The sequence below is a fragment of the Uliginosibacterium gangwonense DSM 18521 genome (genome assembly GCF_000373965.1).
Lineage (GTDB): Bacteria > Pseudomonadota > Gammaproteobacteria > Burkholderiales > Rhodocyclaceae > Uliginosibacterium > Uliginosibacterium gangwonense.
Genome location: NZ_KB892864.1, coordinates 82,456 through 105,223 on the forward strand (window position 1 = coordinate 82,456; position 22,768 = coordinate 105,223).

General features: G+C 57.8%; 19 protein-coding genes. 10 read left to right on the plus strand and 9 right to left on the minus strand.

What is annotated here, in order from left to right; all coding sequences use genetic code 11:
- Window positions 1–5 precede the first annotated feature (5 nt).
- Together flhB and B145_RS0117875 are read right to left on the minus strand one after the other, a co-directional pair.
- The gene (flhB, locus tag B145_RS0117870) at window positions 6–1,154 is read right to left on the minus strand and encodes a flagellar biosynthesis protein FlhB (protein ID WP_018609165.1); all 1,149 of its coding nucleotides are present in this window, start codon (window positions 1,152–1,154) and stop codon (window positions 6–8) included.
- Window positions 1,155–1,328: 174 nt separating this feature from the next.
- Window positions 1,329–1,529 (minus strand): hypothetical protein, encoded by a 201-nt coding sequence (locus B145_RS0117875; protein WP_157288493.1) that lies wholly within the window; start codon window positions 1,527–1,529, stop codon window positions 1,329–1,331.
- A gap of 333 nt (window positions 1,530–1,862) precedes the next feature.
- Between B145_RS0117875 and B145_RS26170 the strand changes: the two genes are divergently transcribed.
- From B145_RS26170 to B145_RS0117900, 4 genes are all read left to right on the plus strand, one after another.
- A complete protein-coding gene (locus B145_RS26170; RefSeq protein WP_018609169.1) occupies window positions 1,863–2,903 on the plus strand; it encodes an Ldh family oxidoreductase in 1,041 nt (346 codons plus the stop codon).
- Window positions 2,904–3,010: 107 nt separating this feature from the next.
- Complete coding sequence (locus B145_RS28780; protein WP_018609172.1) at window positions 3,011–7,675, plus strand: DUF2339 domain-containing protein; 4,665 nt, start codon at window positions 3,011–3,013, stop codon at window positions 7,673–7,675.
- The gene (locus B145_RS0117890; RefSeq protein ID WP_018609174.1) at window positions 7,675–9,162 is read left to right on the plus strand and encodes a DUF3999 domain-containing protein; all 1,488 of its coding nucleotides are present in this window, start codon (window positions 7,675–7,677) and stop codon (window positions 9,160–9,162) included. The genes B145_RS28780 and B145_RS0117890 overlap by 1 nt, the downstream gene beginning before the upstream one ends.
- Before the next feature lie 84 nt (window positions 9,163–9,246).
- Complete coding sequence (locus B145_RS0117900) at window positions 9,247–9,879, plus strand: HD domain-containing protein (RefSeq protein ID WP_018609176.1); 633 nt, start codon at window positions 9,247–9,249, stop codon at window positions 9,877–9,879.
- On the opposite strand, the gene B145_RS0117905 is transcribed toward B145_RS0117900, so the two are convergent.
- On the minus strand, window positions 9,861–10,328 hold the full coding sequence (locus B145_RS0117905) for a protein tyrosine phosphatase family protein (RefSeq protein WP_018609178.1): 468 nt from the start codon (window positions 10,326–10,328) through the stop codon (window positions 9,861–9,863). The genes B145_RS0117900 and B145_RS0117905 overlap by 19 nt on opposite strands.
- Before the next feature lie 105 nt (window positions 10,329–10,433).
- Here B145_RS0117905 and B145_RS27695 point away from each other — a divergent pair, with 105 nt between their 5' ends.
- Entirely contained in the window at window positions 10,434–10,913 is a 480-nt protein-coding gene (locus B145_RS27695; protein ID WP_157288494.1) for a hypothetical protein, read from the plus strand.
- A 30-nt stretch (window positions 10,914–10,943) separates the two neighbouring features.
- Here B145_RS27695 and B145_RS0117915 read toward each other — a convergent pair whose 3' ends face one another.
- Complete coding sequence (locus tag B145_RS0117915; RefSeq protein ID WP_018609181.1) at window positions 10,944–11,294, minus strand: DsrE family protein; 351 nt, start codon at window positions 11,292–11,294, stop codon at window positions 10,944–10,946.
- Window position 11,295: 1 nt separating this feature from the next.
- Window positions 11,296–12,339 (minus strand): selenide, water dikinase SelD, encoded by a 1,044-nt coding sequence (selD, locus tag B145_RS0117920; protein ID WP_018609182.1) that lies wholly within the window; start codon window positions 12,337–12,339, stop codon window positions 11,296–11,298.
- A 50-nt stretch (window positions 12,340–12,389) separates the two neighbouring features.
- Here selD and mnmH point away from each other — a divergent pair, with 50 nt between their 5' ends.
- From mnmH to B145_RS26185, 3 genes are all read left to right on the plus strand, one after another.
- Window positions 12,390–13,439, plus strand: coding sequence for a tRNA 2-selenouridine(34) synthase MnmH (gene mnmH, locus B145_RS0117925; RefSeq protein ID WP_018609184.1), 1,050 nt, complete (start codon window positions 12,390–12,392; stop codon window positions 13,437–13,439).
- Window positions 13,440–13,640: 201 nt separating this feature from the next.
- The gene (locus tag B145_RS28785) at window positions 13,641–13,808 is read left to right on the plus strand and encodes a hypothetical protein (RefSeq protein ID WP_018609185.1); all 168 of its coding nucleotides are present in this window, start codon (window positions 13,641–13,643) and stop codon (window positions 13,806–13,808) included.
- A gap of 22 nt (window positions 13,809–13,830) precedes the next feature.
- Entirely contained in the window at window positions 13,831–15,057 is a 1,227-nt protein-coding gene (locus B145_RS26185; protein WP_018609187.1) for a class I SAM-dependent methyltransferase, read from the plus strand.
- Between the two features lie 72 nt (window positions 15,058–15,129).
- Here the strand turns inward: B145_RS26185 and B145_RS0117940 are convergent, their stop codons facing one another.
- Together B145_RS0117940 and B145_RS0117945 are read right to left on the minus strand one after the other, a co-directional pair.
- Window positions 15,130–15,606: an RES family NAD+ phosphorylase gene (locus tag B145_RS0117940; RefSeq protein ID WP_018609188.1), complete on the minus strand. Its 477-nt coding sequence runs from the start codon at window positions 15,604–15,606 to the stop codon at window positions 15,130–15,132.
- On the minus strand, window positions 15,603–16,064 hold the full coding sequence (locus tag B145_RS0117945) for an antitoxin Xre/MbcA/ParS toxin-binding domain-containing protein (RefSeq protein WP_211209873.1): 462 nt from the start codon (window positions 16,062–16,064) through the stop codon (window positions 15,603–15,605). Before B145_RS0117945 ends, B145_RS0117940 begins: the two co-directional genes overlap by 4 nt.
- 546 nt (window positions 16,065–16,610) lie before the next feature.
- Here B145_RS0117945 and B145_RS0117950 point away from each other — a divergent pair.
- On the plus strand, window positions 16,611–17,891 hold the full coding sequence (locus tag B145_RS0117950) for a right-handed parallel beta-helix repeat-containing protein (protein ID WP_018609190.1): 1,281 nt from the start codon (window positions 16,611–16,613) through the stop codon (window positions 17,889–17,891).
- A gap of 388 nt (window positions 17,892–18,279) precedes the next feature.
- On the plus strand, window positions 18,280–20,067 hold the full coding sequence (locus B145_RS26190) for a hypothetical protein (protein ID WP_018609191.1): 1,788 nt from the start codon (window positions 18,280–18,282) through the stop codon (window positions 20,065–20,067).
- A 53-nt stretch (window positions 20,068–20,120) separates the two neighbouring features.
- Here B145_RS26190 and glpK read toward each other — a convergent pair whose 3' ends face one another.
- Entirely contained in the window at window positions 20,121–21,620 is a 1,500-nt protein-coding gene (gene glpK / locus B145_RS0117960; RefSeq protein ID WP_018609192.1) for a glycerol kinase GlpK, read from the minus strand.
- Window positions 21,621–21,817: 197 nt separating this feature from the next.
- A complete protein-coding gene (locus B145_RS26195; protein WP_083917804.1) occupies window positions 21,818–22,738 on the minus strand; it encodes a LysR family transcriptional regulator in 921 nt (306 codons plus the stop codon).
- Window positions 22,739–22,768: the final 30 nt, after the last annotated feature.

Consider the following 22,768-nt stretch of genomic DNA (forward strand, 5'->3'; position numbering starts at 1 on the left):
AGGAATCACCCTTCAGTCAGAGCAGAAGAGCCGGGGTCCATGCCCTCGGGCACTGGGAGGCTGTTCGGCGCAGTGGGGGGCAAGCCGCCTTGCGCCAGGAAATGATTGAGCTGATAGATATAGGCCATCACTTCGGCCACAGCGGTGTAGAGCGCTGCGGGAATCTGGTCCCCCACCTCGGCATGGCGATACAACGCCCGCGCAAGCGGTGGTGCTTCCAGCAGCGGCACATGATGTTCCTTGGCCAGCTCACGAATGGCCTGGGCCATCAGGTCAGCCCCTTTGGCAACCACCAAGGGGGCACCCATCTTGTCGGCATCATATTTCAGGGCCACGGCAAAGTGAGTCGGGTTGGTCACCACCACATCAGCCTTGGGTACAGCCTCCATCATGCGACGACGGGAAATCTCACGCTGCTTGGCGCGGATACGGGCCTTGATCTGCGGGTCCCCTTCCTGCTCTTTATATTCCTGCTTGAGTTCGTCCTTGGTCATTTTGAGCTGGTCGTAGTAGCGCCAGAGCTGGAAGGGCACGTCAATGCCCGCCAGAATCGCCAAGCTTGCAGCAATGTAGANGAAGGATTTCAAAATCAGGTGGCCCAGCATATACGTGCCCGGCTCCAGCGACATGCTGATCAGACCCAGGATTTCATAGCGCTGAGACCACAGCACCCAGGCGCCCACCGAACCGATCACCACTGACTTGACGACACTTTTTACCAGTTCCCCCAAGCCATGATAGGAGAACACGCGAGTCAGCCCCGAAAGCGGGTTGAGCCGGGTCAGATCGGGGGAAAAGGATTTGGAGGTGAAATTCCAGCCGCTGACCATGAAGTGCCCGGCCAGCCCGGCAACGATCAACACCGCGAAAAAGGGCAGCACGGTAATCAAGCCGCTGGTAGCCATCTGGCCCAGAACATGTGTCATGGCCCCCGTTTCAATCACCTGGGCGCGACCAAACACCAAGCCATCCTGCATCAGAGCGCCAATGCGTTGAAAGAACCATTGCGACCCCATCCACAGGACGATGGCGCCGACGAACATCTCCAGAAAAGTCGACAGCTCCCGCGACTGGGGAACGTTGCCTTCTTCCCTGGCCTGCTGGATGCGTCGTGACGACGCTGGTTCTGTCTTCTCAAGATCACTATCGGCCATGACCACCTACCTTGACGTCTTATGGCCATTATTGCCGCCCTGGCAAATTTTGCCGCCCGAAAAAGAAACGAAAAGCCCCGCCAATTACGAACTTGGCAGGGCCTTCAAGGGCAAACGCAAATCAGGGTCTATCGAAAATCTGCCGCGAAAGAGGCTGTCGGGGATATTAGGCCGTCAAGCAGCCCTGCGCTTGGGGTGCACAGATTGCAAAACCTTCAGGCATCTGACTTCCGCCTCATTCGCCAAAGCCTCGGTTGAAACCAAAGAGGGCAGAACCTGCTCCATATCGCCGCTGGGCACACACCGTACCGCATCAAGTAGCGCATTCAGCGCAAGAAGACGGATACGTTGTTCAATCTCTTCAGCATCATGCACTCGCATCATTCCTCCAGGCTTTAATATGAGTCTTGCTGCATCAGATCGGGCTTTAGTCTGTGTAGCCTGCATAGGGGCACTACACAACCAGACCAAAGGGCAGACACCTTATACTGCAAACATATTTTGCGATGTATGAAGAAAAGCCCCTGGTGAAATCGAAAACCAAGCATTTTCCGCATGCGGCCACAAACAGGCACTGAAGGGATATCGGCTCCCGCTTACCATTCTTTAGCCCTCTGGAATGATCGGTAGCAGCAGGCGGCTACCAAAGTGGCGCGCCAATAGACCCTCAAATTGCCATTCACACACCCATTCATCAGGATTTCCACCATGACAGATACCCTACGCATCCCTGCCGCCTCGCTGACCCACCGCCTTGCCAGCTTGCTCGAAGGCTGCAATGTAGCCCCCGACGTAGCTCTGGTCGAAGCGCAAACCATGGTGGCAGCCGATCTGCATGAAGTCCCCTCACACGGGGTACGCATGCTCCCACCCCTGATGACTGCCCTGCGCGAAGACAGGGTATGCGCCCGCCCCCACTACACCCATCGCAAGGATTTTGGCGCTTGCTCCTTCATTGATTGTGACAATGGCCCCGGGCGTCATGCTTCACTGACTGGCATGAATGAAGCCATCGCACGTGCCCACACATTCGGTATCGGCCTCTGCCTGGCTACCCGCACCACCCATTGGGGGCGTGCCCACGCCTACGCCTGCCATGCCGCACAGCAAGGGTTGATCGGCGTGTGCACCACCAATGCCATGCCCACCATGGCAGCCTGGGGCGCCAAGACGCGGGTCATCGGCAACAACCCGCTGGCCATCGGCATCCCCCGGCACGATGCAAACCACCCCATGGTGCTGGATATGGCCATGAGCCAGGCGGCGGTGGGCAAGGTCAATACCTGGCTGCGGGAAGGGAATGAAGTTCCCCAGGGCTGGGGGATTGATGCGCAAGGCCAACCCAGCACCGACGCCAAAGCAATCCTTGGCGGAGCAGTGCTGCCTTTTGCCGGGCACAAGGGCACTGGGCTGGCGTTGATGATGGAACTGATGACCGCAGCGCTGGCCAATGGCGCCTTCGGCCACGAGATCGTGGCGGGGGACCGTAGCGGGCTGGACCCCGAATCCACCAAGCTCTTCCTTGCGATTGACCCACAGGTATTCGGCGGGCTGGACGCCTTTACGCTCCGTGTGAGCCAGTATCTGGACTATATCAAGGCCAATGCAGGCTCCGGCCAAGGCAACTGGCCCGGCGAGCGGGGTTGGGAAGCCTACACGCGCAACCTGGAGGCAGGCGTGCCCCTGCATCAGGAAATCTTCAATCAGCTTGTCGCCGCAGGCATGAAACCGGACTGTCAGACCGATTGACAGTGCTCAACGGCCACATCACGCCCCGGAAACAATGCTATCTTTCGGCCTTGTTACAGATTTATCACAAAAAGTGACGCTATATTTTTGCACGGGGAGCGAAATCAATGCCTTTTCTTGGCTTGTTTTTCGGGGTGATATTGGGGTATTTCGCGGGGGTCGCCTCTGAAATAGGCGGCTTTGGCGCATTCAGTGGGGCCGTGATCGGCCTGCTGTGCGGTATGTTGGTCAATCAGCGGCAAACCCTCTGGGAAATGGGTGAGCAGCTCAAGAAGATGGACGCCGCCATCAGGCAGTTGCAAAACCAGGCACAACAACCTTCCCGGCTTATTATCTCCCAAGCTGCAACTGTTCCGACGCCTGCATCCGTGACGACACCACCACAGGCAAGTGCCCCCAGCCTGCCCCAGGAACGATCCGTCCCGGCGACTGTACAGCAGGACACGCCTGCCCGGCTGGATGTGCCGCTTGCAGAACCTGTCGATGAACTTATCGCGCCCCCTGTTGAAGCGCCGGTAGAACCTTCATTCCTGCTTGTACCAGAAGTCCCGACCAGTGTACCGACGGAGATTCCGCCCGAGCAGCCAGAACTTGTGACGGCACCCATTGAGTTCGCTGAGCGCACAGATATTCCGGTCATCGACACAGCCCTGGCGCTGGAAGAAGAAGTCGCCCCGGTCCCTGAGCAACAAGCCTTGCCGAAGATCTCATCAACCGGGCGTATCGGGCCCACCGTGCCAGTCACGCCCCCGGTAGCAATGCCAGCCCTGGCCGAAGAAGCGGCCTTGGCAGAGAAATCCCCGACGATACCCGCCACGCCAACACCAGTACCAGCACCGACTCAGCCTACCCCCGCACCTGCGGCATCCACGCCCGAACTCGTTCGGCGCCCGCCCCCGCCTCGCCCACCACATCCGGTGCCACAAGAACCGCAAGGGCCAAGCTTTATCGAGCATGGCTTCCTCGCGGCCAAGGAATGGCTCTTTGGCGGCAATACCCTGGTGCGGATGGGGATGTTGCTGGTCTTCCTCGGGCTGGCTTTCCTGCTGCGTTACGCCTCGGACCGCGTCGTGATCCCGCTGGAAGTGCGTTATCTGGGCGTGGCCTGCGCGGCCTTTGCAGCCCTGGTACTGGGCTGGCGCCTGCGCATCAAGCGCCCCGCCTATGCCTTGCTGATGCAAGGCGGCAGTGTGGCGGTGATGTATCTGACTGTATTCGCAGCCCTCAAACTGCACAACTCACCGCTAATTCCGCTCAATCTCGGCCTGTTTCTGCTGGTTGCCGTCGCCGCCCTCTCGGCGATACTGGCTATCACGCAAAATGCCATGTCGCTTGCCGTGGCAGGCTCACTTGGCGGCTTTGCTGCGCCCGTGCTGGTTTCCACGGGTGGAGGCAGCCACGTGGCACTGTTCTCCTATTTCGCCCTGCTCAATGCAGCCATTCTGGCAATTGCCTGGTTCAAGGCATGGCGTCCTTTGAACCTGATCGGCTTCTTTGGCACCTTCTCGATTGGCCTCTCCTGGGGGATGCGTTCCTATCAACCGGAGCATTACGCCAGTTGCCAGGGCTTCCTGATTTTGTTCTTCCTGATGTTCGTCGGCATCGGTCTGCTGTTTGCCCGCCGCATGCTGCTTGAGGACCCGGACGCACCCCGTGGCGAAATCGACATGTGGGCGGACTGGCTCACGCGCCAGGGCCATCGCGCACAGCGCTATGTGGATGGCACCATCCTCTTTGGCACACCACTGGTGGGCTTTGGCATCCAGCATACCCTGGTCAAACAGTTTGAATATGGCGCGGCTTTCAGCGCCCTGGCGCTCGGGTTGTTTTATATGCTGCTGGCCCGCCTCATCCACGCCAGCCAGCCGATCCGCTGCCGTCTGCTCACCGAGACCTTCCTGGCGCTGGGCGTGATCTTTGCCACCCTGGCGATCCCACTGGGTCTGGATGCAGAATGGACCTCTGCGGCCTGGGCCGTGGAAGCTGCGGGCCTCTACTGGATCGGCCACCGTCAGCATCGTTCGCTGACCCGCGTATTTGCCCTGCTGCTACAGTTTGGGGCCGTAATGTCTTACCTCTCGCGCATTGAGCCGGGGGATGACACCCTGCTGCACGGTTCAGCCTTAGGCGCTGCCATGCTGGGCCTCTCGCTGCTGTGCAATGCCTTTGTGCATACCCACCACATCCCGCGCGATGAACGCGCAGAGCATTGGGATGGTGGCATGACCCTGATTTTCCACACCCTTGGCCTGTGGTTCCTGTTCCTGATCGCCCCGCTGCTCAACCCGGCAGAAGGCAGCGCGGTGGCCTTGGCTTTGGGTGGAATGGTCATCATCTCGCTGGGGCTGCTGTGGCGGCGTGAGGGCTGGCAGGCCAACGCCCTGATCGCCCTGCTGATCGCAGCACTGACAACGCTTGGCACCCTGCGCCTGGGCGGTGAGACGCTGCTCGCCGGCAAACCCATGGTTGCATTGCTGATCGCAGCCAGCCTGCTTGGCAGTGTGGGGGTAATGCGCTGGTTCCTGCGCCGTGAGGATCACCCCGAGGAGGTACTGAGCGTCACCATGCCGATGCTGAGTACTGGCGGACTATGGTTCCTCTACCTTATCGCGCCACTGTGTCTGAATACCGAAAAAACAGCCGCCGCCTGGGCGCTGGCTGGGCTCGCCACCGCCGTGATCGGCCTGCGCATCAATGCAAAGGGGTGGCTGGGCAATGCACTCGTGGTGCAGGTCCTGGGGGCGATCCTGGCGCTCGGTTCTGTCCACGTCGGTCTTGCCACGGTACTGAACGGTAACTCGGTTGTGGCTCTGCTGGTGGCGGTCAGTTTCCTGGGGACCGCCCTAGCCATCCACCAGCTGCATGCAGACAAAGCCTCTATGCAGCAATTGCCGCTGCTCACCCCAACACTCAGCACGGCTGGCTTGTGGTTCCTCTACCTCATCGCCCCGCTCTGCCTGGATGCCGAAAAGGCCGCTGCGGCGCTGGCACTGGCCGGACTGGCGACATCCTTCATCGGGCTGCGCCTACAGGCGCGTGGCTGGCTGGGGAATGCCTTCCTGGTGCAGTTGGCAGCAGGCGCGCTATTCATCAGCAATATGCAGCATGGTAGCGACGCGGGTGGCGTATTTGCGCTGGGAGGCTCGGGCTGGCATGGCCTGATTGTAGCCAGCCTCATCGGCTTGGCGTCACTCACCAGCATCGGGGTGGCGGTACGCGATGCACGGGAGCGCCATGACGAAACCTTGGTCAAGGCACTGGCCTGGATGATGGTGTTCGGGCTGGGCTTCCTGTCACTAGCCGTACTCTTCGTGCTGCCCTGGCAGACGGCCACAGCGGTGTGGGCTGTATGTGGCTTCTTCCTGCTCTGGGCGACACAACGTGTTGGCCTGCGCCCGGCGTTCTGGTTCGCCGTGGCGCTTGAAGTGGTGGCGGGCGTGTCCTTTGCGTTCTCTTCCGGCCCCCGTGTGGTCTCCATGCAGTCTGAACTCACTGCCTTTGCTCATGCCGGGTTCTGGACGCCGATTGTCATCGCCCTCTCGGCCTTTGCACTGGCTTGGCGCCTGCATGCCGTGGCTAACCACGCCGATCAGGCGGGCAAGCAGGATATTGCACTGGATAACCGCTTCCTGGTTCTACCCGCCTTGCTGTGGGCAACCCTCTGGTGGGTATTTGCTTGGAATGTCGAGTTGATGCGCCTGACCCCAGAACTGGGCGGGCAAACCATCGGCCACCGCTTCCTGGCGGTCACAGGGGCCACGGTACTGGTGCTGCTGGCCATCGCCCGCCGCTGGCGCTGGACGCAACTGACGGGTGTGTGCATCGCACTGCTACCGCTTACCATCATCAATGCCCTCAGTGATTATCAATTTGGCATTCACCCACTGGGGCATTGGGGGCTGGCCGGGTTCGTCCTGGCCCTGGCCGCGCAATTCGGCATTCTGCACGTTGCGGGTCAGCAACTGTCTGCCCCAGCCAATACGCGCCTGAACATCATCGCCAACTGGATCATCTTGCTGCTGGCATCGCTGGAGCTGCGCTACATCTTCCTGGATATGGGTGAGCCGGGCAGTTCCTGGCGTTGGCTGGGCTGGGTGCTACCGCTGGTAGTCTGGCTGCTGTGGAGCGCCCGCCGCGCAACACCTCGCCTGTGGCCTGCGGCAACAATGCTGGTGGCGTACAAATTCTCCACCACCTTGCCACTGGTGCTGGTGCTGATGGTATGGATGTGTCTGGCCAACTTTGGCAGCGGTGGCAATTCTGCGCCACTGCCCTATCTGCCGATACTCAATCCGCTGGATCTGGCACTGATGCTGGTGCTATTTGCCACCTGGCGCTGGCTGGATCGCGTAGCCGACACTGAAGCAGGCATACTGGGTTGGCAGGCGCTGCATACCCCCCTGCGTCTGCTGACCTTGGGGATCTCCTTCATCACCTATACCTGCGTGGTACTGCGCGCCGTGCATCACTATGCCGACCTGCCCTATGATCTGGAACCCATGATGCACTCCATGGTCGTGCAGGCCAGCCTGTCGATTGCCTGGAGCCTGTGCGCCATCGGCGCCATGATCCTGGGCAACCGCCTGCAACGGCGTGAGGTCTGGATCACTGGCGCAGTGCTGGTCGCCATTGTGGTCGCCAAGCTCTTCCTCATAGAACTCTCGAATCGTGGCGGCCTGGAGCGCATCATCTCCTTCATCGGCGTAGGTGTATTGCTGCTCATCGTTGGCTACTTCGCCCCCTTGCCCGCGCGAAAGGAAAATCAGTCTTGATGCCTTACTCCTTCCTCCGCACCCCGCGTATCCTGCTCTGCGGCTTGTTGCTGATCCTGCCCGGTATGGCGACGGCGCAGGACAAGCCTGAGAACTTCAGCGCGCGACTTGCCATCCAGACCCCAGGCAACGCGCCCTACTATCGCGTCACACTGCCCATCGAAGCCTATCAAGGCTCTGCCTTTGGCGATCTGCGCGACCTGCGGGTATTCAACGCCCAGGGCATAGCCGTCCCGCATACGCGTCTGGCAATTGACGGTGAGATGGCAACCCAGACGCAGAAAACCACCCTGCACTGGTTTCCCCTCTATGCGGGCACCACGACAACAACGGGCAATGACACCCCTCAGCCGGAACAGGCATTCAACGTCGTGGTCCGTCAGGACAAGGATGGCTCGCTCGTCGAAATCCATGGCAACATCCGCCCTCACGCCAACACAGGCAGCGCCCCCGCGCACAAGGAAGAAGCCTTGCGCGGCTACCTGCTGGATGCCAGCCGCATTGATTCACCTGAATCCGTGCGCAGCCTGGAGCTGGACTGGAGCGGAACTGCGGCAAACTTTCAGCTCGTGGACCTGGAATCTAGCAACGACCTACAACACTGGCATACCCTGCGCAGCGACATCCAGCTTGCCCGTCTCGAATTTGGCGGCCAGCGCATTGAGCGGCGCGCAATTGAATTGGATGGCCTGCGCGAGCGCTACCTTCGCCTGATCTGGCGCGAACCTGCCACAGCACCAAGCCTGAGCAACGCAACCCTTGAACAAAGTGCCACCCGCTGGCAGGCAGCGCCCATCGCCTGGTCTGCCCCCGTGGTGCCGAGCCACACCGCTCGGGAACTCAAGCCGGGTGAATATGCCTACAAGCTACCCGTTGCCATGCCCATCAACCGTCTGCGCATCGAACTGCCCGCAGGTAACGTGCTGCTGCCGATGGAAGTCCTCCAGCCCAGCCAGGATCGCCGCCGCTGGCAAAGCCTGCAACGCGGAGTGGTCTACCGCATCAACAATAGCGGGCGGGATTGGTCGCAAAACGAGATCACACTTTCCGGCGGCATGATTGATGAATTTGTCATCCGCATCGACCCGCGCAGCAACACCCTGACCCAAGGGCCGAAACTGGCCTATGGGCTGGAGCCCGCGCAACTCATCTTCCTTGCCAGCGGTCAGGCCCCTTTCACACTGGCGGTGGGCAACAGGCAGGCCGGTGATGTTGCGCTTCCGGCCACCACCCTGATCCCCGGTTTTGGCAGTGGCAAGACGCCGGATATTGGCGCGGCCAGCATTCAGGGCACCATTGTGATCGCCTCTGCACCGCAGCAAAGCGTCAGTGCCCCGGCGCAGCCCTTGGCAGACAAGCCAGAGAACTGGAAAAAGATGGCTCTCTGGGGCGTCCTGATCGCCGGTGTGCTGGGCATGGCCATCATGGCTTGGCAACTCATCCGGCAGATGCCCGCCCAAGGCAAAGGCCCAAATCAACAGGACTGAGCACATGCCCACCCTGATCTTCACCCCACGTTATACGGAAGGCTCACAAGCGCTCTGGAAGGCTGCGGGCGCCGTGGGCGGCTAATGCTCCACTCAGCGCTCCAGGCAAATTGGGTAGCGTGCAGCGCCCACTGTGGCCTCCACGATGAAGGTGGCAGGCTCTATGCCAAACTCATCGCAGCCTGGAGTGAGCCTCATCGCCACTACCACACCCTGCAACATCTGGGCGAGTGCTTGACGGCCCTGGACGCATACGGGCAAGACACCACATACAGCACCGAAATTGCCATGGCATTATGGTTTCATGATGCCATCTACAATGTGCACGCCCATGACAACGAACTGCGCAGCGCGGCCTGGGCACACACTGCCCTTGTTGAAAAGGGCGCATCATCTGAACAGGCAGAACGTGTATCCAGGCTGGTTCTGGCAACACAGCATAGCGCTGCGCCTGCCGATGATGAGGCACGGCTGATCGTCGATATTGATCTGGCCATCCTCGGTGCACGCCCTGATCGCTTTACTGAATATGAAAAGCAGATTCGCGCAGAATATGCCTGGGTGAGTGAAGACATCTACCGGCTCAAGCGCAGCGAGGTATTGCAAGGCTTTCTAGCCCGCCGCTACATCTACAGCACAGTGCCCTTCCAAGCTCTGTACGAGCACACGGCACGTCGCAACCTGCAAGCCGCTATTGATCAGCTTGGCACCGACTGATCGACAGGACGCGGCCCCGCCTGCAATGCGGAATCAATAAAGCATTGCCATGTTGCATTGGGTTCCCACACCTGACGCAGAGTCGGCAAGGCGACATTATCTTCCTCCCCCATACACAGCCTGCGATAGAGATACACAAACGCCGATACACGCATGTTCATCGCACAATGCACCCAGACCTTGCCCGGAGCCAGCGCCTGGACAATGGCAAAGAATTGCTGAAGCTGGGCCTGCGCGGGTTGCTCCCAGAGCACCGGGATATGCACATAACTCAGCCCTTGCCTGGTCACCATTTCAGCTTCGCCCGGCAAGGCGTTGGAGGAAGTCGGCAAGGCCAGATTGATCACCGCCCGAAAGCCCAGTTTCGGCAGGCGGGCGATATCCTCAACGGACAATTGGCCCGAGGTCCATAACCAATCAAAAATCTGCACCGTATTTTCAGCATCCATTGAAAAATCCTTCCCGTCGCCACACACAGCCTTACATCCTGCTCAACGATACAGGTGGAAGAGGCTATCATGGCGGGCACGATAGCCATTTTTTGTATCCCTACCATGAGCCAGGCACCTAAATCCGTCGTCCAGTATCACGAAAACTTCAGCTATACCCACACCCAACGCGGCAAAGTCATCGTAATCGCCATGCTTTTGCCGATGTTCGTCTCCTTTTGGGGCGCATTCACCATCCCCAGCCAGCACAACACGCTGCTCGTTGTCGGCTCTGTCGCTGCAGTCATCGCCGGGCTGTTCTCATCGCTCACTGTGCGGGTCAGCGACCGCTTTCTGCACTGGCAATTTGGCTTTGGCCTGATCCGCAAACGCGTCGTCCTCGCACAGATCCAGCATTACGAGATTGTCCGGACCACCATCATTGATGGCTGGGGCATCCACTACACGCGCCGGGGTTGGCTCTACAACGTTTCCGGGTTCGACGCCATTGCCTTCACCCTCAAGGATGACAAGCGCTTTTTGCTGGGCAGTGATGACGTGCAGACCCTTTACAAGGCCCTTGAGAAATACATACCGAAGGCATAGTACTCAGGGCCATGCATCGTTACCCAGGCGCTACACCGTGACCACCTTGCTGGCTGCGCCCTGGGCTTCTACGATGCGCATCATGTTACCGATTTCACCTACCTGCACCTGTTCCATCAAGCCGTAGTAGTCCAGACAGGTGCGGCATGCGATCAGTGGTACACCTGCTGCCGCGAGTTCGCCCAACTCCTTGAGGCAAGGCGACCCGCTCGCCACCAGCTTAGCACCCCCTGCATAAAACAGGATGGCCTGCGGATATTGTTCCAGCTCCACCAGCGTGCGCAGATAGTTGGTGGCAAGTTTGTGGCTCAGGGCTTCTTCGGCTTGGCCGAGGCCATCGTGGTTAAAGACGACAGCAGTGGTTTTGAATTCGTTGGTCATATTACGGGCTCACTAGAACAACAGGTTTGCCTGCTTGCATACAGCCGATGATACTGGCTGCGGCAAACCCCTGACGATGGAAAAGTGCCAGCACAGCCTCTGCCTGCTCCGGCGCCACAGCAGCCAGCAGGCCGCCGCTGGTCTGTGCATCCGCCATGATACGCTGCTGCCATACGGGCACCTCTGCAGCAAAGTGTACATCTGCACCAAAGCTGGCAAGGTTACGGTCAATCGCACCAGGGCCAATCCCCTGCTGGGCAAAACCGATGGCTGCTGGCAGCAAGGGCAGGCGTGCCGCATCAACATGTGCGCTTAAGCCTGCGCCACGACACAGCTCCAGCAGATGGCCCAGGAGTCCAAAACCGGTCACATCCGTCAGCGCATGCACCGCTTCAAGTGCAGCCAGCTCAACCCCTGCTGTGTTGAGCTGGGTGGTGGTGTCGATCATCTGGCGGTAGCCATCGGCATCAAGCACGCCCTTTTTCATTGCACTCCCCAGAATGCCTATCCCCAGGGGCTTGCCCAGAATCAACACATCCCCCGCCTGGGCGCGGCTGTTGCGTTTGACCTTGTCAGGATGCACCAAACCCAGCGCCACCAGGCCATAGATCGGCTCTGGCGCATCAATCGAGTGCCCGCCTGCCAACGGAATCCCGGCTGCAGCGCAGACGCTGGCGCCGCCCTGAAGAATCTGCTGGATGGCTTCCAGCGGAAGGGTGTTGATCGGCATGCCGACGATCGCCAGCGCCAGAATGGGTTTGCCCCCCATCGCGTAGATATCCGAAATCGCGTTGGTGGCGGCAATCCGCCCGAAATCGAAGGGATCATCCACGATGGGCATGAAGAAGTCCGTCGTTGCCACCAGCGCCTGCTCGTCATTAAGGCGGTAGACGGCCGCATCGTCGGCCGTTTCGGTCCCCACCAGCAAATCGGGAAAACACTGCATCTGTGGCAGGGTCTTGAGCATGTCAGCCAGCATCGCCGGAGCGATCTTGCAACCGCAACCGCCTCCGTGCGAGAGCTGGGTCAGGCGAATCTTATCCATGGATGTGTCCCTCATCTACAATAGCGGCATTATCCGTCGTTTGGCGCCATATGAATAATCAGCTTGCCTCTCTTGCCGACGTTGCACAGTTTGACACCATCATTGATGTCCGCACACCGCTGGAATTTGCCGACGACCATATCCCCGGCGCTATCAACGCCCCAGTTCTGTCCAACGAAGAGCGGGTACTGATCGGCACCTTGTATAAGCAAGTTTCACCATTCGAGGCCACCAAACAGGGGGCAGCCCTGGTCGCCAAAAACATTGCCCACCACCTGGAAACCATCTTTGCAGACAAGCCGATCAACTGGAAGCCACTGATCTATTGCTGGCGCGGCGGCAAGCGTTCTGGCTCCATGACGGCATGGTTCAAGCTCATCGGCTGGAAAGCCCGCCAACTCGAAGGGGGCTACAAGGTGTATCGCCACCACGTACTGGCTCAACTGGAGGAACTCCCCCGCCGCTTTCACTACAAGGTGCTCGCCGGGCTCACAGGTAGCGGCAAAACCCGCCTGCTGCGTGCCCTGGCCGCATGTGGAGCCCAGGTGCTGGATCTGGAGGCGTTGGCCTGCCACCGGGGTTCATTATTGGGGGCCCTTCCCGGCTCCACCCAACCCAGTCATAAGAGTTTCGATAGCCTACTGGTGCAAACCTTAGCGCAGCTCGACCCCGCCCGCCCGGTGTTTGTGGAAGCAGAGAGCAAGAAGATCGGCCAGATCCAGTTGCCCGAAGCCCTGATGCGCGCGCTTTCTGATGCAACATGCATTCGGGTCGAAGCCACACTGGCAGACCGAGTCGACTTCCTCTGTGAAGACTATGCCACCCTTTTCGACGCCCCGGAGCAATTCAAAGGCCTGCTCACCCGCCTCACCGCGTTACACGGCAAACAGATCATTGCCCATTGGCACACGTTGATTGATGCGAACGCCAAGGCTGCGCTGTTCCGTGAGTTGATCGAACTCCACTACGACCCTGCCTACCAGCGCAGCAGCCACGGCCTCTACCCACGCCTACCCCAGGCCTTCCCCTTTGCCTTTCGCCCCAATGCATCCGATCTGACCACCGAAGCCATGCGGCTGCTTGATCAAGTCCAGGCCTGACCGTAACCCGGCTGGGCATGGACGGACGGGCAAAAAGAGTAGCGCTTCCCCCGGATTGGAGTGAAATTTGTGTGGGCTGCAACAGATGCTTGCGATGCTCGGTATGCCACTTGCTCCCTCAATCCAGTGGCCTGCTTCTTTAGCTCAATGTAATTCAACAGACTCAATTGCGGCAGCGGATTCACAGGCCAGGAGGATGACATGGCATGGGAAAATAGACTGACAAGTTGGATTGAGCAATTGCGACCACAGATTGGCATATCGGCACGGCTGGCAGGCTGGGATGGGCGCGAATTCGATTTTGGTCGTCATGCCAACCCGCTCAACGGGTCTCGCCGCTCCATGTACTCAGGCTCCGAGCAGCACTAAGGTTTTCGGTGCCCCAATCATCATGGTTCGAGCGCTGATCCGAAAAATTGTCGATAGCGTTGCCGAAGGGCAAAAATACCACATAGAAGTGGTGTTTTCAGATGGCTCCAGCTATCACAGCACCCGCCTGGGCAACCCTGATGTCAAAATCATATTTCTTCGCCGTACTGCGGAATTGCGCATGGTCTTCGGTGGAATGTTTGAATTCATGGAAGCCTACTTCAACGGGGATATCGACATCGTGGGCGAACATGGCCTGCGCAAACTGGTCAACCTGGGCTATCAGAAACCGTTCGGGCGCATCGAACACCCGCTCACCTTTATTAAGCGGCGACTCCTGGAATGGCGGCAGAACAACGCCGATCTCGCACAAGCCAAACTCAATGCCACCTACCACTATGGTCTGCCGACGGAGTTCTTCCATCTCGTACTGGGCGACACTTATGGCTACACCGAGGGATGCTGGCAAGAAGACACCCTCACCCTTGAGCAGGCGCAGCACAACAACTTCGACCTGATCTGCCAGAAGCTGCGCCTGAACCCCGGCGACAAGCTCGTTGAAATCGGCCCTGGCTGGGGATATATGGCAATGCTCGCCGCACAGAAGTATGGCGCCAAAGTGACTTGCTACGGACTCGTCAAAAATCAGAACGATGGCATGCGCACGTTGATGAATGCACGTGGCTTCCAGGGTGACATCACACTCGTGGAAAAAGATCACCGGGAACTTGAAAACGAGCCTGAAGCCTATGATCGATATGTATCGATTGGCGTGCATGAGCATGCCGGGTGCAATTGCAATGAACAATGGATCAAGAGCATCGCCACCAGCCTACGCCCCGGCGGCATCGGCCTGATCTCTGCCACATTCAATATGCGCAAGCGGCCCACCAACTACTGCACGATCAAGCACATCTTCCCCGGCGGCTACATACCCAGCCTCGCGGAGACGCTGATCCTCATGGAAGAATACGGGCTGGATGTACGCGCCATCGAGAATCGCTCCTATCACTACCACCGCACCGTAGAGCAATGGCTGAAGAATCTGGAAACACGATGGACGCAAATCCAGGCACTTGACCCCGAGCGTTTCAACGAAAAATTCCGCCGAACCTGGCTCTTCTACCTGGGGGGCGCCGCCGAAACTTTCGAGGCAGTCCAGGAGATCATCAACTGCTACCATATCACCTTTGTAAAAGGGCATTTCGCACGTCGGGGGCGGAGCGTGCCACTTGATCGTCTGCGCTGATCCTACGCGCGGCTCCCCGTTTTGAAGTCGTTGATCTGCATGGCGGGCTACACCGCCTAAAATGCTGTATGACTACCGCGCACGAAACAGGCGATTATATTCAAACAAGCGAACCGTCTGTGCCGAGATCGTTGCAGCCAAGGGATGCTGGGGGTTGATGAGTGCGACGCACTCCTCTGGCACGATCACGGAGGGCAGGACCAGAATCGGGCTACGCCTTGAGGTGAGCCAATCAGAGCCGAAATCAATGCTGGCACGCCCGGCGGGAATGGCATTCCAGGCCTGAGGCAACGCGGCCGCCTCAACGATCTCGCGGGCCGCCCAAACCGCATCGGGCACCTCTATCCTCACAACATATTTATTCAACGGCAAGCCAGCATCATCGAGATGGGCAGCGGTTTCCAGCACGGCAATTGCAAGGCTTGGCGCGGCGTAGATGACATATTGCTTATCGTCATTCCAACGCCCCGGGCTGGCCGCAGCCCCGCCCCCACTCATGTCATCCGCAGGGTATTGCCGCGTCTCGGTTGCGATTCGCCACAAAATCATTGATAGGAGCCGCTTTCTATAGCGCGAAGCAGGCGGGATACGATCTCCAGCCCGGTAGGCGTATCAATCACATCCCCCGGCCTGCGCCCACCCAACGCAGGCTGTGCCCGCTCCAGCCATTGCCCCAGCCATTGGACGACATCAAAACCCTTGGCTTCTACAGCCGTCGAATTGGCCAGAATCGCCTGCGCGATGCCGATCAGCTTGGCCATGCCGATCACCGCCTGACCGCTGCTCCCCTTGAGCATCTCACCCGCTGCCGCCTTCTTTTCCGCTGTTGCCTTGGGAACGCCAATCATATTGAAAACACGGCTGGCAGGCACATTCATACGCTCGGCCAGATCCTTCAGAATCACGCCATTGACCCCTTCGCGTTCAGCCTCTACCAGATCCCAAGGGCTTGCGTTACGCACACGGGCAACAAAGTCGTCTATGCCTTTGGCACTTTTGTACGCCACCAAGGGGGCTCCTTCCTCCCCGGACGGCACGGGGTAGAGTGGCGCCTGCTGAGCAGCATTTGGGCGAATTCTTTTCCGGACTGGTTTTCCAGATTGCACCGAAGTTACCATGATAGAGACCTCTGCCTATTTTGATACTCACTATAGCATCAATTTAGACAAACAAAAGTCCCGTCACATGCATGTGATCCCCCGTCTCAGCAAAACGCCCCAACCTCCGTTCATCGGACAAAACCTACTTATTGTGGTTTTTCATCCACTCAAATCTATCGTGCATGATCAGGGGAATCCCTAGGCAGCATGCCGCATCCACGGGGATTCATGAGCATCCAGATTTTGTTAAAAAGAGAAAACTCCGCTCCAGATGCGGCTTGACACCGGTAACACGAATCAATAGATTCCGCACACCAAGATTACTCAAAGCCTTTTGCGAGGGCTGCAACAGGGCACAGTGCCTCCGGATTTTCCGGCACATCCTTGGCCGTACACATCGCAACACAATGCCCGCGCCAACTCGCTTGGGCATCCTACACACGAGGAGACGACATGCGTATCAAACTATTCCTGAGTGGCCTCGCAGCGATGCTGCTGGCCGTAACCGCCCACGCAGCCCCCACCATAACGGGCTGCGGCACAGAAACCAGCAACCTGACCGCATCGAAGGTCTATTACGTTACCCCGACCGCATCAGCCAGCGGCAAGGGAACCAGCTTTTCCGCCCCCATGAGCTTCTCCGCTGCCCTGTCCGCTGTCAGCGCAGGGCAAATGATTCTGCTGCAACCGGGGACCTACGCCATTACCTACACAGCCGGCGCCAAGAACACCATCACCCTGTCCAAGTCCGGCACAGCCAGCGCCCCGATCTACATGGTGGCCGCCAATTGCGGCAAGGCCGTCATCGATTTCTCCTTCCCTGAAAAAACCTATGTACAGGATTCCTTCGGCTTCTCTGTAACAGGGAACTACTGGTATTTCAAGGGGATCGAAATCACCCGTGCAGGTTATCAGGGCGCCTATGTGACCGGCGCCCACAACACCTTTGAAAACTGCGCGTTCTACTACAACCGTAACAGCGGCCTGGAAATCAACAAGGGCGGCTCCTACACCACTGTCATCAACTCGGATTCCCACCACAACTACGATCCGAAAAAGAACGGCAGCATGGCAGATGGCTTTGCCTCCAAACAGACCCAAGGCCCTGGCAACTATTTCTACGGTTGCCGTTCGTGGTACAACTCGGATGACGGATGGGATACCTTCGACAGCACTCAGCCGGTCACCATCGAAAACAGTTGGGCCTTCCTCAATGGCATTGACATCTGGCAATACGGCAGCTTTGCTGGTAACGGCAATGGATTCAAACTGGGAGGCAACGGGACCATTGACCACAACCGCATCAGCCGTTCTGTCGCATTTGGCAATCGTGTCAAGGGTTTTGACCAGAACAACAACGCCGGCGGCGTGACCCTTATCAACAACACCTCCTACAAAAACGGCATCAACTACGGTTTTTGCAGCGCAGTCAGCTCAGGCGAGAAGCATACTTTCCGCAACAACGTCTCGCTCGCAGGCAGCAGCGCCGACAGCATCTGCAATGCAGACTCCAGCTACAACACTTGGAATACTGGCTTGGATGCCAGCAGCGCAGATTTTGTCAGCCTTGACACCAACCTTGCCACCAAGGCACGCGATGCCGATGGCTCCCTGCCCACCACCAACCTGTTCCGCCTGACTGCGGGCAGCAAGTTGATCAACGCAGGGGTTAATGTCAGCGGGATCAGCTACAAGGGTTCAGCCCCAGATCTGGGCGCCTTCGAGCGCGAATAAGCTTTGCAGGCAGGCGACGTGCTGTTTTGCCAACAGGCACGTCCCTGGCACCAATCAACGGGTGTGCGGCGCCCTGCCGCACACCATTTACTTCTTCTGCATACCCTCTCCCTTGCCTGGAATGCGCAAGCGGCACGCAATACTCAAAAACGATCAACTTACACGAGCCACCGAAGCGCCTCCAATCGCCACAAAGCACTTCTTTTCAATTTAATGACATACAAGAATTCATTCTAAAACCGTTCAGCGGATAAACCTCAGTTTCCGATAGATGATTTTGACAATTCACACAATCAAATCTAATCTGACATTGTTTTACTTTTATGCATAAGAAATAGCTCATATCAATACAGAATTCACACAGATTCTGACTTAAGGAGATTTGACAATGCGAACCCCCTTATATCTGGGACTCGTCGCGGCATTGCTGAGTAGCACGGTCTATGCAGCCAATCGCCCTTCCGGGTTCACCACCATCTGTAAGGAAGGGGCCAGTTGTTCTGTATCCGCCACTACCAAGGTAGCATTCGGGCGTGCAGACCAATTCCTCTACAAAGAACTGAATGGCGCTTTCAACTGCACCTCAACTACCTTTGGTGGGCGCATTGCAGGCGGCAACAATGAATGTTCCGTATCTTCCAGCAGCATCGTGCCGAAAACTTCGGGCGGTACATCCAGCTCATCGGGTAGTACAAGCGGCTCTGGCAGCACATCCACTTCGGGTGGAACCACTTCCGGCTCCAGCAGCTCTTCCAGCACAACCAGCACTGCGCAATGTACGCCGTATACGTCGCCCGCTTATACGCCTAACCTGAACTACGATTTCCGCACGGAAACCACGAAGGTCGATCCGACCAAATTCAAGGTCTACCAAGGCTGCGATGCCAGCCTGATCGGCGGGGTCAAGACATCCGGTCGCTTTGCCTTCATCTGGGGCAAAAAGCGCAACCCGTCCATTACCGATGCAGATATCGACCGCGTGCTCAAAAACATGAATGAAGATGCCAATTACATCTTCAATACAATGGGTTGGCCGGTTGACCGCCTGGAACAGGAAGGCTATTTCAGCAACATCTACCTGTATGGCTCAGGCTTGTGCACAGACAGCGCTTCCAACACCGAAATGGGTGGCTGGCAGAGCGACATCAATGGCTATCCGATGGTGCTTTTGTCATACTACCCGGTGGTTACGGCAAGCGAACGTGGCGGCATTACCCACGAATACATCCACGCCATCCTGGCCAGCATGGGCAACAAGGCAGCCTGGTTCAACGAAGGCAGCAACACGTGGCTACAAATGAACATGGAGGCTTCACGCACAGGCTCCTATGGCGTTGGTTTCCTGGATGGAGCCCCTTTCCTGGCGCCCCATATCCCTATCGAAAACTATAGCGGGTGGCTACAGGATGGCAGCTTCGGTGGGCCCAATGCAGAAGGTGTAGACCTGCAAGTCAATGGCCAACAGGTTTCCACGTGGCGGGAGTATCTGGGTGGCTATCAATACAACTCAGTCTTCTCACATTTCCTGGCGGTTCACGTCTCCAAGGGCGCAAATGCCTGGATCTGGAAGAAGGGTCCCTACAACTCTGTCATGCAATCGCTGTATAGCGCATTGGGGGCAGAGCAAACCCAGCGCCTGATTGCCGAGTATCGCGCCCGCCAAGCCATGGTGGACTTCGGGCCATGGTCGACTGCATTCAAGACGCCGATCAACGACAACTGGGGGCGCACCATCAGCTCTGAAAGAGTTGACGGAGGCATCCAGAAAGCCACTACCCACCGCCTGACTTTCTACGCAGCCACAACGCTCAGCGGCACCACGCTGATCCCCAACAGCACCACGCTGCCGGGCTGGACAGGTGCCAACCAGATTCCGCTGCAAGTGACAGGCAAAAAAGTCCGGGTGAATTTCCAACCTCTGGGCAACAACATGCGCTTCCAATTGGCATATCGCGCACAAGATGGCTCCGTGGTGTACAGCCAGCCGGTAGCCAGTGGCGAATCCTGCCTGGATCTGACCAAGGCACCGAAGAATGGCGTCGTGGTGGGCGTAGCCTCCAACGTAGATTACCTCTACAACGGGGATGCCACCCGCAAGCTCAAGAGCGACTACCGCGTGCATCTGCTTGAAGGGGTTTCCGGCACGGCCCCGATCTACAACAAGTATTACGAATAGTTTCCCCTTGTAGCGTCTGGCCGTTTGCTTCTTTTTGAGGCAAACGGCCTTTTTTATGCGTCTTCCCAGGCCCGTGAGCGCTCCACCGCCTTCATCCATCCAGCATACAGACGGCTACGCGTGCTCTCATCCATGCTTGGCATGAAGCAATGGTCTACGTTCCACTTGGCGGCAATCTCTGCCTTGTTCTGCCAGAACCCCACGGCCAGCCCGGCCAGGAAAGCAGCCCCCATCGCAGTGGTTTCAGTCACCTGCGGGCGATCAACGGGAACACCCAGGATGTCTGACTGGAACTGCATCAAGAAGTTATTCGCAACCGCCCCACCATCCACCTTGAGCGCCTTGAGTTTGATGCCCGAGTCTTCCTCCATGGCCTGCAACACATCTTTGGTCTGCAGTGCAATCGCTTCCAGCGCGGCCCGGACAATATGATTGCGATTGGTGCCACGGGTCAGGCCAACAATAGCGCCCCGTGCATACATGTCCCAATACGGCGCGCCCAAGCCAACAAAAGCAGGTACAACATAGACACCGTTGCTATCTGTCACACTGGTTGCCAATTCTTCAGACTGTGCAGCATGCTCAATGATTCGCAGTTCATCGCGTAACCATTGCACCAAGGCCCCGGCCACAAAAATGCTGCCTTCCAGGGCATATTCCACTTCTCCATCCACCCCCCAGGCAATCGTGGTCAGTAGGCCATTGCGTGATGGCACCCGGTTATGGCCGGTATTCATCAACATGAAACACCCTGTGCCATAGGTATTCTTCGCCATGCCATCGGCAAAACAGGCTTGGCCAAACAGTGCTGCCTGCTGGTCCCCCGCATCACCGGCAATGGGTATTTCCGCACCACCAAAGGTATGGGCATCCGTGTATCCATACACACAGCTGGAGGGTTTAACCGCCGGTAGCATGGCAATCGGAATATCCAGTTCAGCGAGAATGCGTTCATCCCATTGCAGGGTGGCTATGTTGAACAGCATGGTGCGCGAGGCGTTGGAATAATCGGTAACGTGCGCCTTGCCGCGTGTGAGGTTCCAGATCAACCAGGTATCGATGTTGCCAAACAGCAATTCACCCCGCCGAGCCCGCTCACGTGCACCTGCCACATGGTCCAGAATCCACTTGATCTTGGTGGCGGAAAAATAGGCGTCAATCACCAGGCCGGTCGCCTCACGAATATAGTCGGCCATGCCTTTGGCCTTGAGTTCATCGCAGATCGCTGCTGTGCGCCGACACTGCCAGACAATTGCGTGGTAGATCGGCTTGCCCGTGGCCTTGTCCCACACCACGGTCGTTTCTCGCTGATTGGCGATACCAATGGCCGCCACTTCTTCCGGGCGCGTTCCCGTTTTCTCCAGCACCTCGCGTGCCACACCGCTCTGGGTGCCCCAGATCTCCATGGCGTCGTGCTCTACCCATCCTGCCTTGGGGTAAATCTGCTCAAACTCCTTCTGTGCCATACCCACAGCATTGCCGGAATGGTCGAACAGAATGGCGCGAGAGCTTGTTGTGCCCTGGTCAAGCGCCAGGACGTAGTGTTTGCTCATGTGTTTGTCCCCTCTATCGCAGAGCGCATGATAATGCGCCTAACGCGACCAGTGTGAACACACACCACCCGACCAGAGCCAACCCCGATGCAAGCTCACGGATCACAATGCCACCTCTGCGCACCCGCACAGTAACCGGCGATGAACACCATCCCGGTCTCTCTTTTGAAGTTAACGGTTAAATAGGACTCGCTCCATTATTCGGTATCGAACTGAGACTGTTTATCCTTCACGAATCCTCGTCGCACCCGTTCCGACAGGAATTCCACAAACCGCAACGTCAGTGAATGTGCCTTGGCTTTTGCTGAATACACAAGGTAACAGCCCCCCGAATCACAACGCCAATCTGGCAAAACCGGCACCAGTACCCCCTTGTCAACATCTACCCTGGCCAGCAGTCCAGGCAGCTGGGCCACGCCAAGCCCACTGAGCACCAACTCATGCAGCGCTGCAATACTATTGACCGACAAGCGTGGAGTCGGATCAATTTGAACAGACTGCCCGCCCTCCTTTCGCAATACCATATGCACGTCACGATTATGGCATACCCAATCAACATGATTCAGATCCTCTACTCTGTGGATTGCTCCAAACCCTTGCAGATATGCAGGTGCGGCGTACAACCCTGGGCGGTGCCTGAACATTTCCGTACACACCATCAGCGCACTGCTTTCAGGTTCCAGGCTGATTGAGATATCAATCCCATCCTGTACCAGATTGCGTGGGGAATCATCAAACTCCAACTGGATTTGCACCTTGGGATAAAGCTGGCAAAAAGACGTTATATCCTGTAAAAACGGCCCCGAAGAAAAAAGCGCAGGTGCCACGATGACAAGCTTGCCACTGAGTTCCTGATCCTGACCTCGCAAGCCTTCAAGCGCCTCCTCGGCCGCCTGGAGCATGGCACAACAAGAGCCGTAGAAGCCTTGCCCCTCATGCGTCAACACAACATGACGAGTCGAGCGGAAGAGCAATTGCACGCCCAGCTGGGCTTCCAGCTGGGTAACGTGGTGGCTCACCACCGAAGCCGACAGGTTCAAGCGCTCCGCCGCCCGGCGAAATGAACCCAATTCAGCCACCTTGGTGAATACGGCCATACTTCGAAGTTTATCAATCATTGTTCGATTTTATACATGATTGCATTCGAT

Excerpts from the sequence above, each read along its gene's own strand:
- B145_RS26170 (WP_018609169.1), top strand. The coding sequence starts at position 1,863 with ATGACAGATACCCTACGCATCCCTGCCGCCTCGCTGACCCACCGCCTT.
- B145_RS28780 (WP_018609172.1), top strand. The coding sequence starts at position 3,011 with ATGCCTTTTCTTGGCTTGTTTTTCGGGGTGATATTGGGGTATTTCGCG.
- B145_RS0117890 (WP_018609174.1), top strand. The coding sequence starts at position 7,675 with ATGCCTTACTCCTTCCTCCGCACCCCGCGTATCCTGCTCTGCGGCTTG.
- B145_RS0117900 (WP_018609176.1), top strand. The coding sequence starts at position 9,247 with ATGCTCCACTCAGCGCTCCAGGCAAATTGGGTAGCGTGCAGCGCCCAC.
- B145_RS0117905 (WP_018609178.1), bottom strand. The coding sequence starts at position 10,328 with ATGGATGCTGAAAATACGGTGCAGATTTTTGATTGGTTATGGACCTCG.
- B145_RS27695 (WP_157288494.1), top strand. The coding sequence starts at position 10,434 with ATGAGCCAGGCACCTAAATCCGTCGTCCAGTATCACGAAAACTTCAGC.
- B145_RS0117915 (WP_018609181.1), bottom strand. The coding sequence starts at position 11,294 with ATGACCAACGAATTCAAAACCACTGCTGTCGTCTTTAACCACGATGGC.
- selD (WP_018609182.1), bottom strand. The coding sequence starts at position 12,339 with ATGGATAAGATTCGCCTGACCCAGCTCTCGCACGGAGGCGGTTGCGGT.
- mnmH (WP_018609184.1), top strand. The coding sequence starts at position 12,390 with ATGAATAATCAGCTTGCCTCTCTTGCCGACGTTGCACAGTTTGACACC.
- B145_RS28785 (WP_018609185.1), top strand. The coding sequence starts at position 13,641 with ATGGCATGGGAAAATAGACTGACAAGTTGGATTGAGCAATTGCGACCA.
- B145_RS26185 (WP_018609187.1), top strand. The coding sequence starts at position 13,831 with ATGGTTCGAGCGCTGATCCGAAAAATTGTCGATAGCGTTGCCGAAGGG.
- B145_RS0117940 (WP_018609188.1), bottom strand. The coding sequence starts at position 15,606 with ATGATTTTGTGGCGAATCGCAACCGAGACGCGGCAATACCCTGCGGAT.
- B145_RS0117950 (WP_018609190.1), top strand. The coding sequence starts at position 16,611 with ATGCGTATCAAACTATTCCTGAGTGGCCTCGCAGCGATGCTGCTGGCC.
- B145_RS26190 (WP_018609191.1), top strand. The coding sequence starts at position 18,280 with ATGCGAACCCCCTTATATCTGGGACTCGTCGCGGCATTGCTGAGTAGC.
- glpK (WP_018609192.1), bottom strand. The coding sequence starts at position 21,620 with ATGAGCAAACACTACGTCCTGGCGCTTGACCAGGGCACAACAAGCTCT.
- B145_RS26195 (WP_083917804.1), bottom strand. The coding sequence starts at position 22,738 with ATGATTGATAAACTTCGAAGTATGGCCGTATTCACCAAGGTGGCTGAA.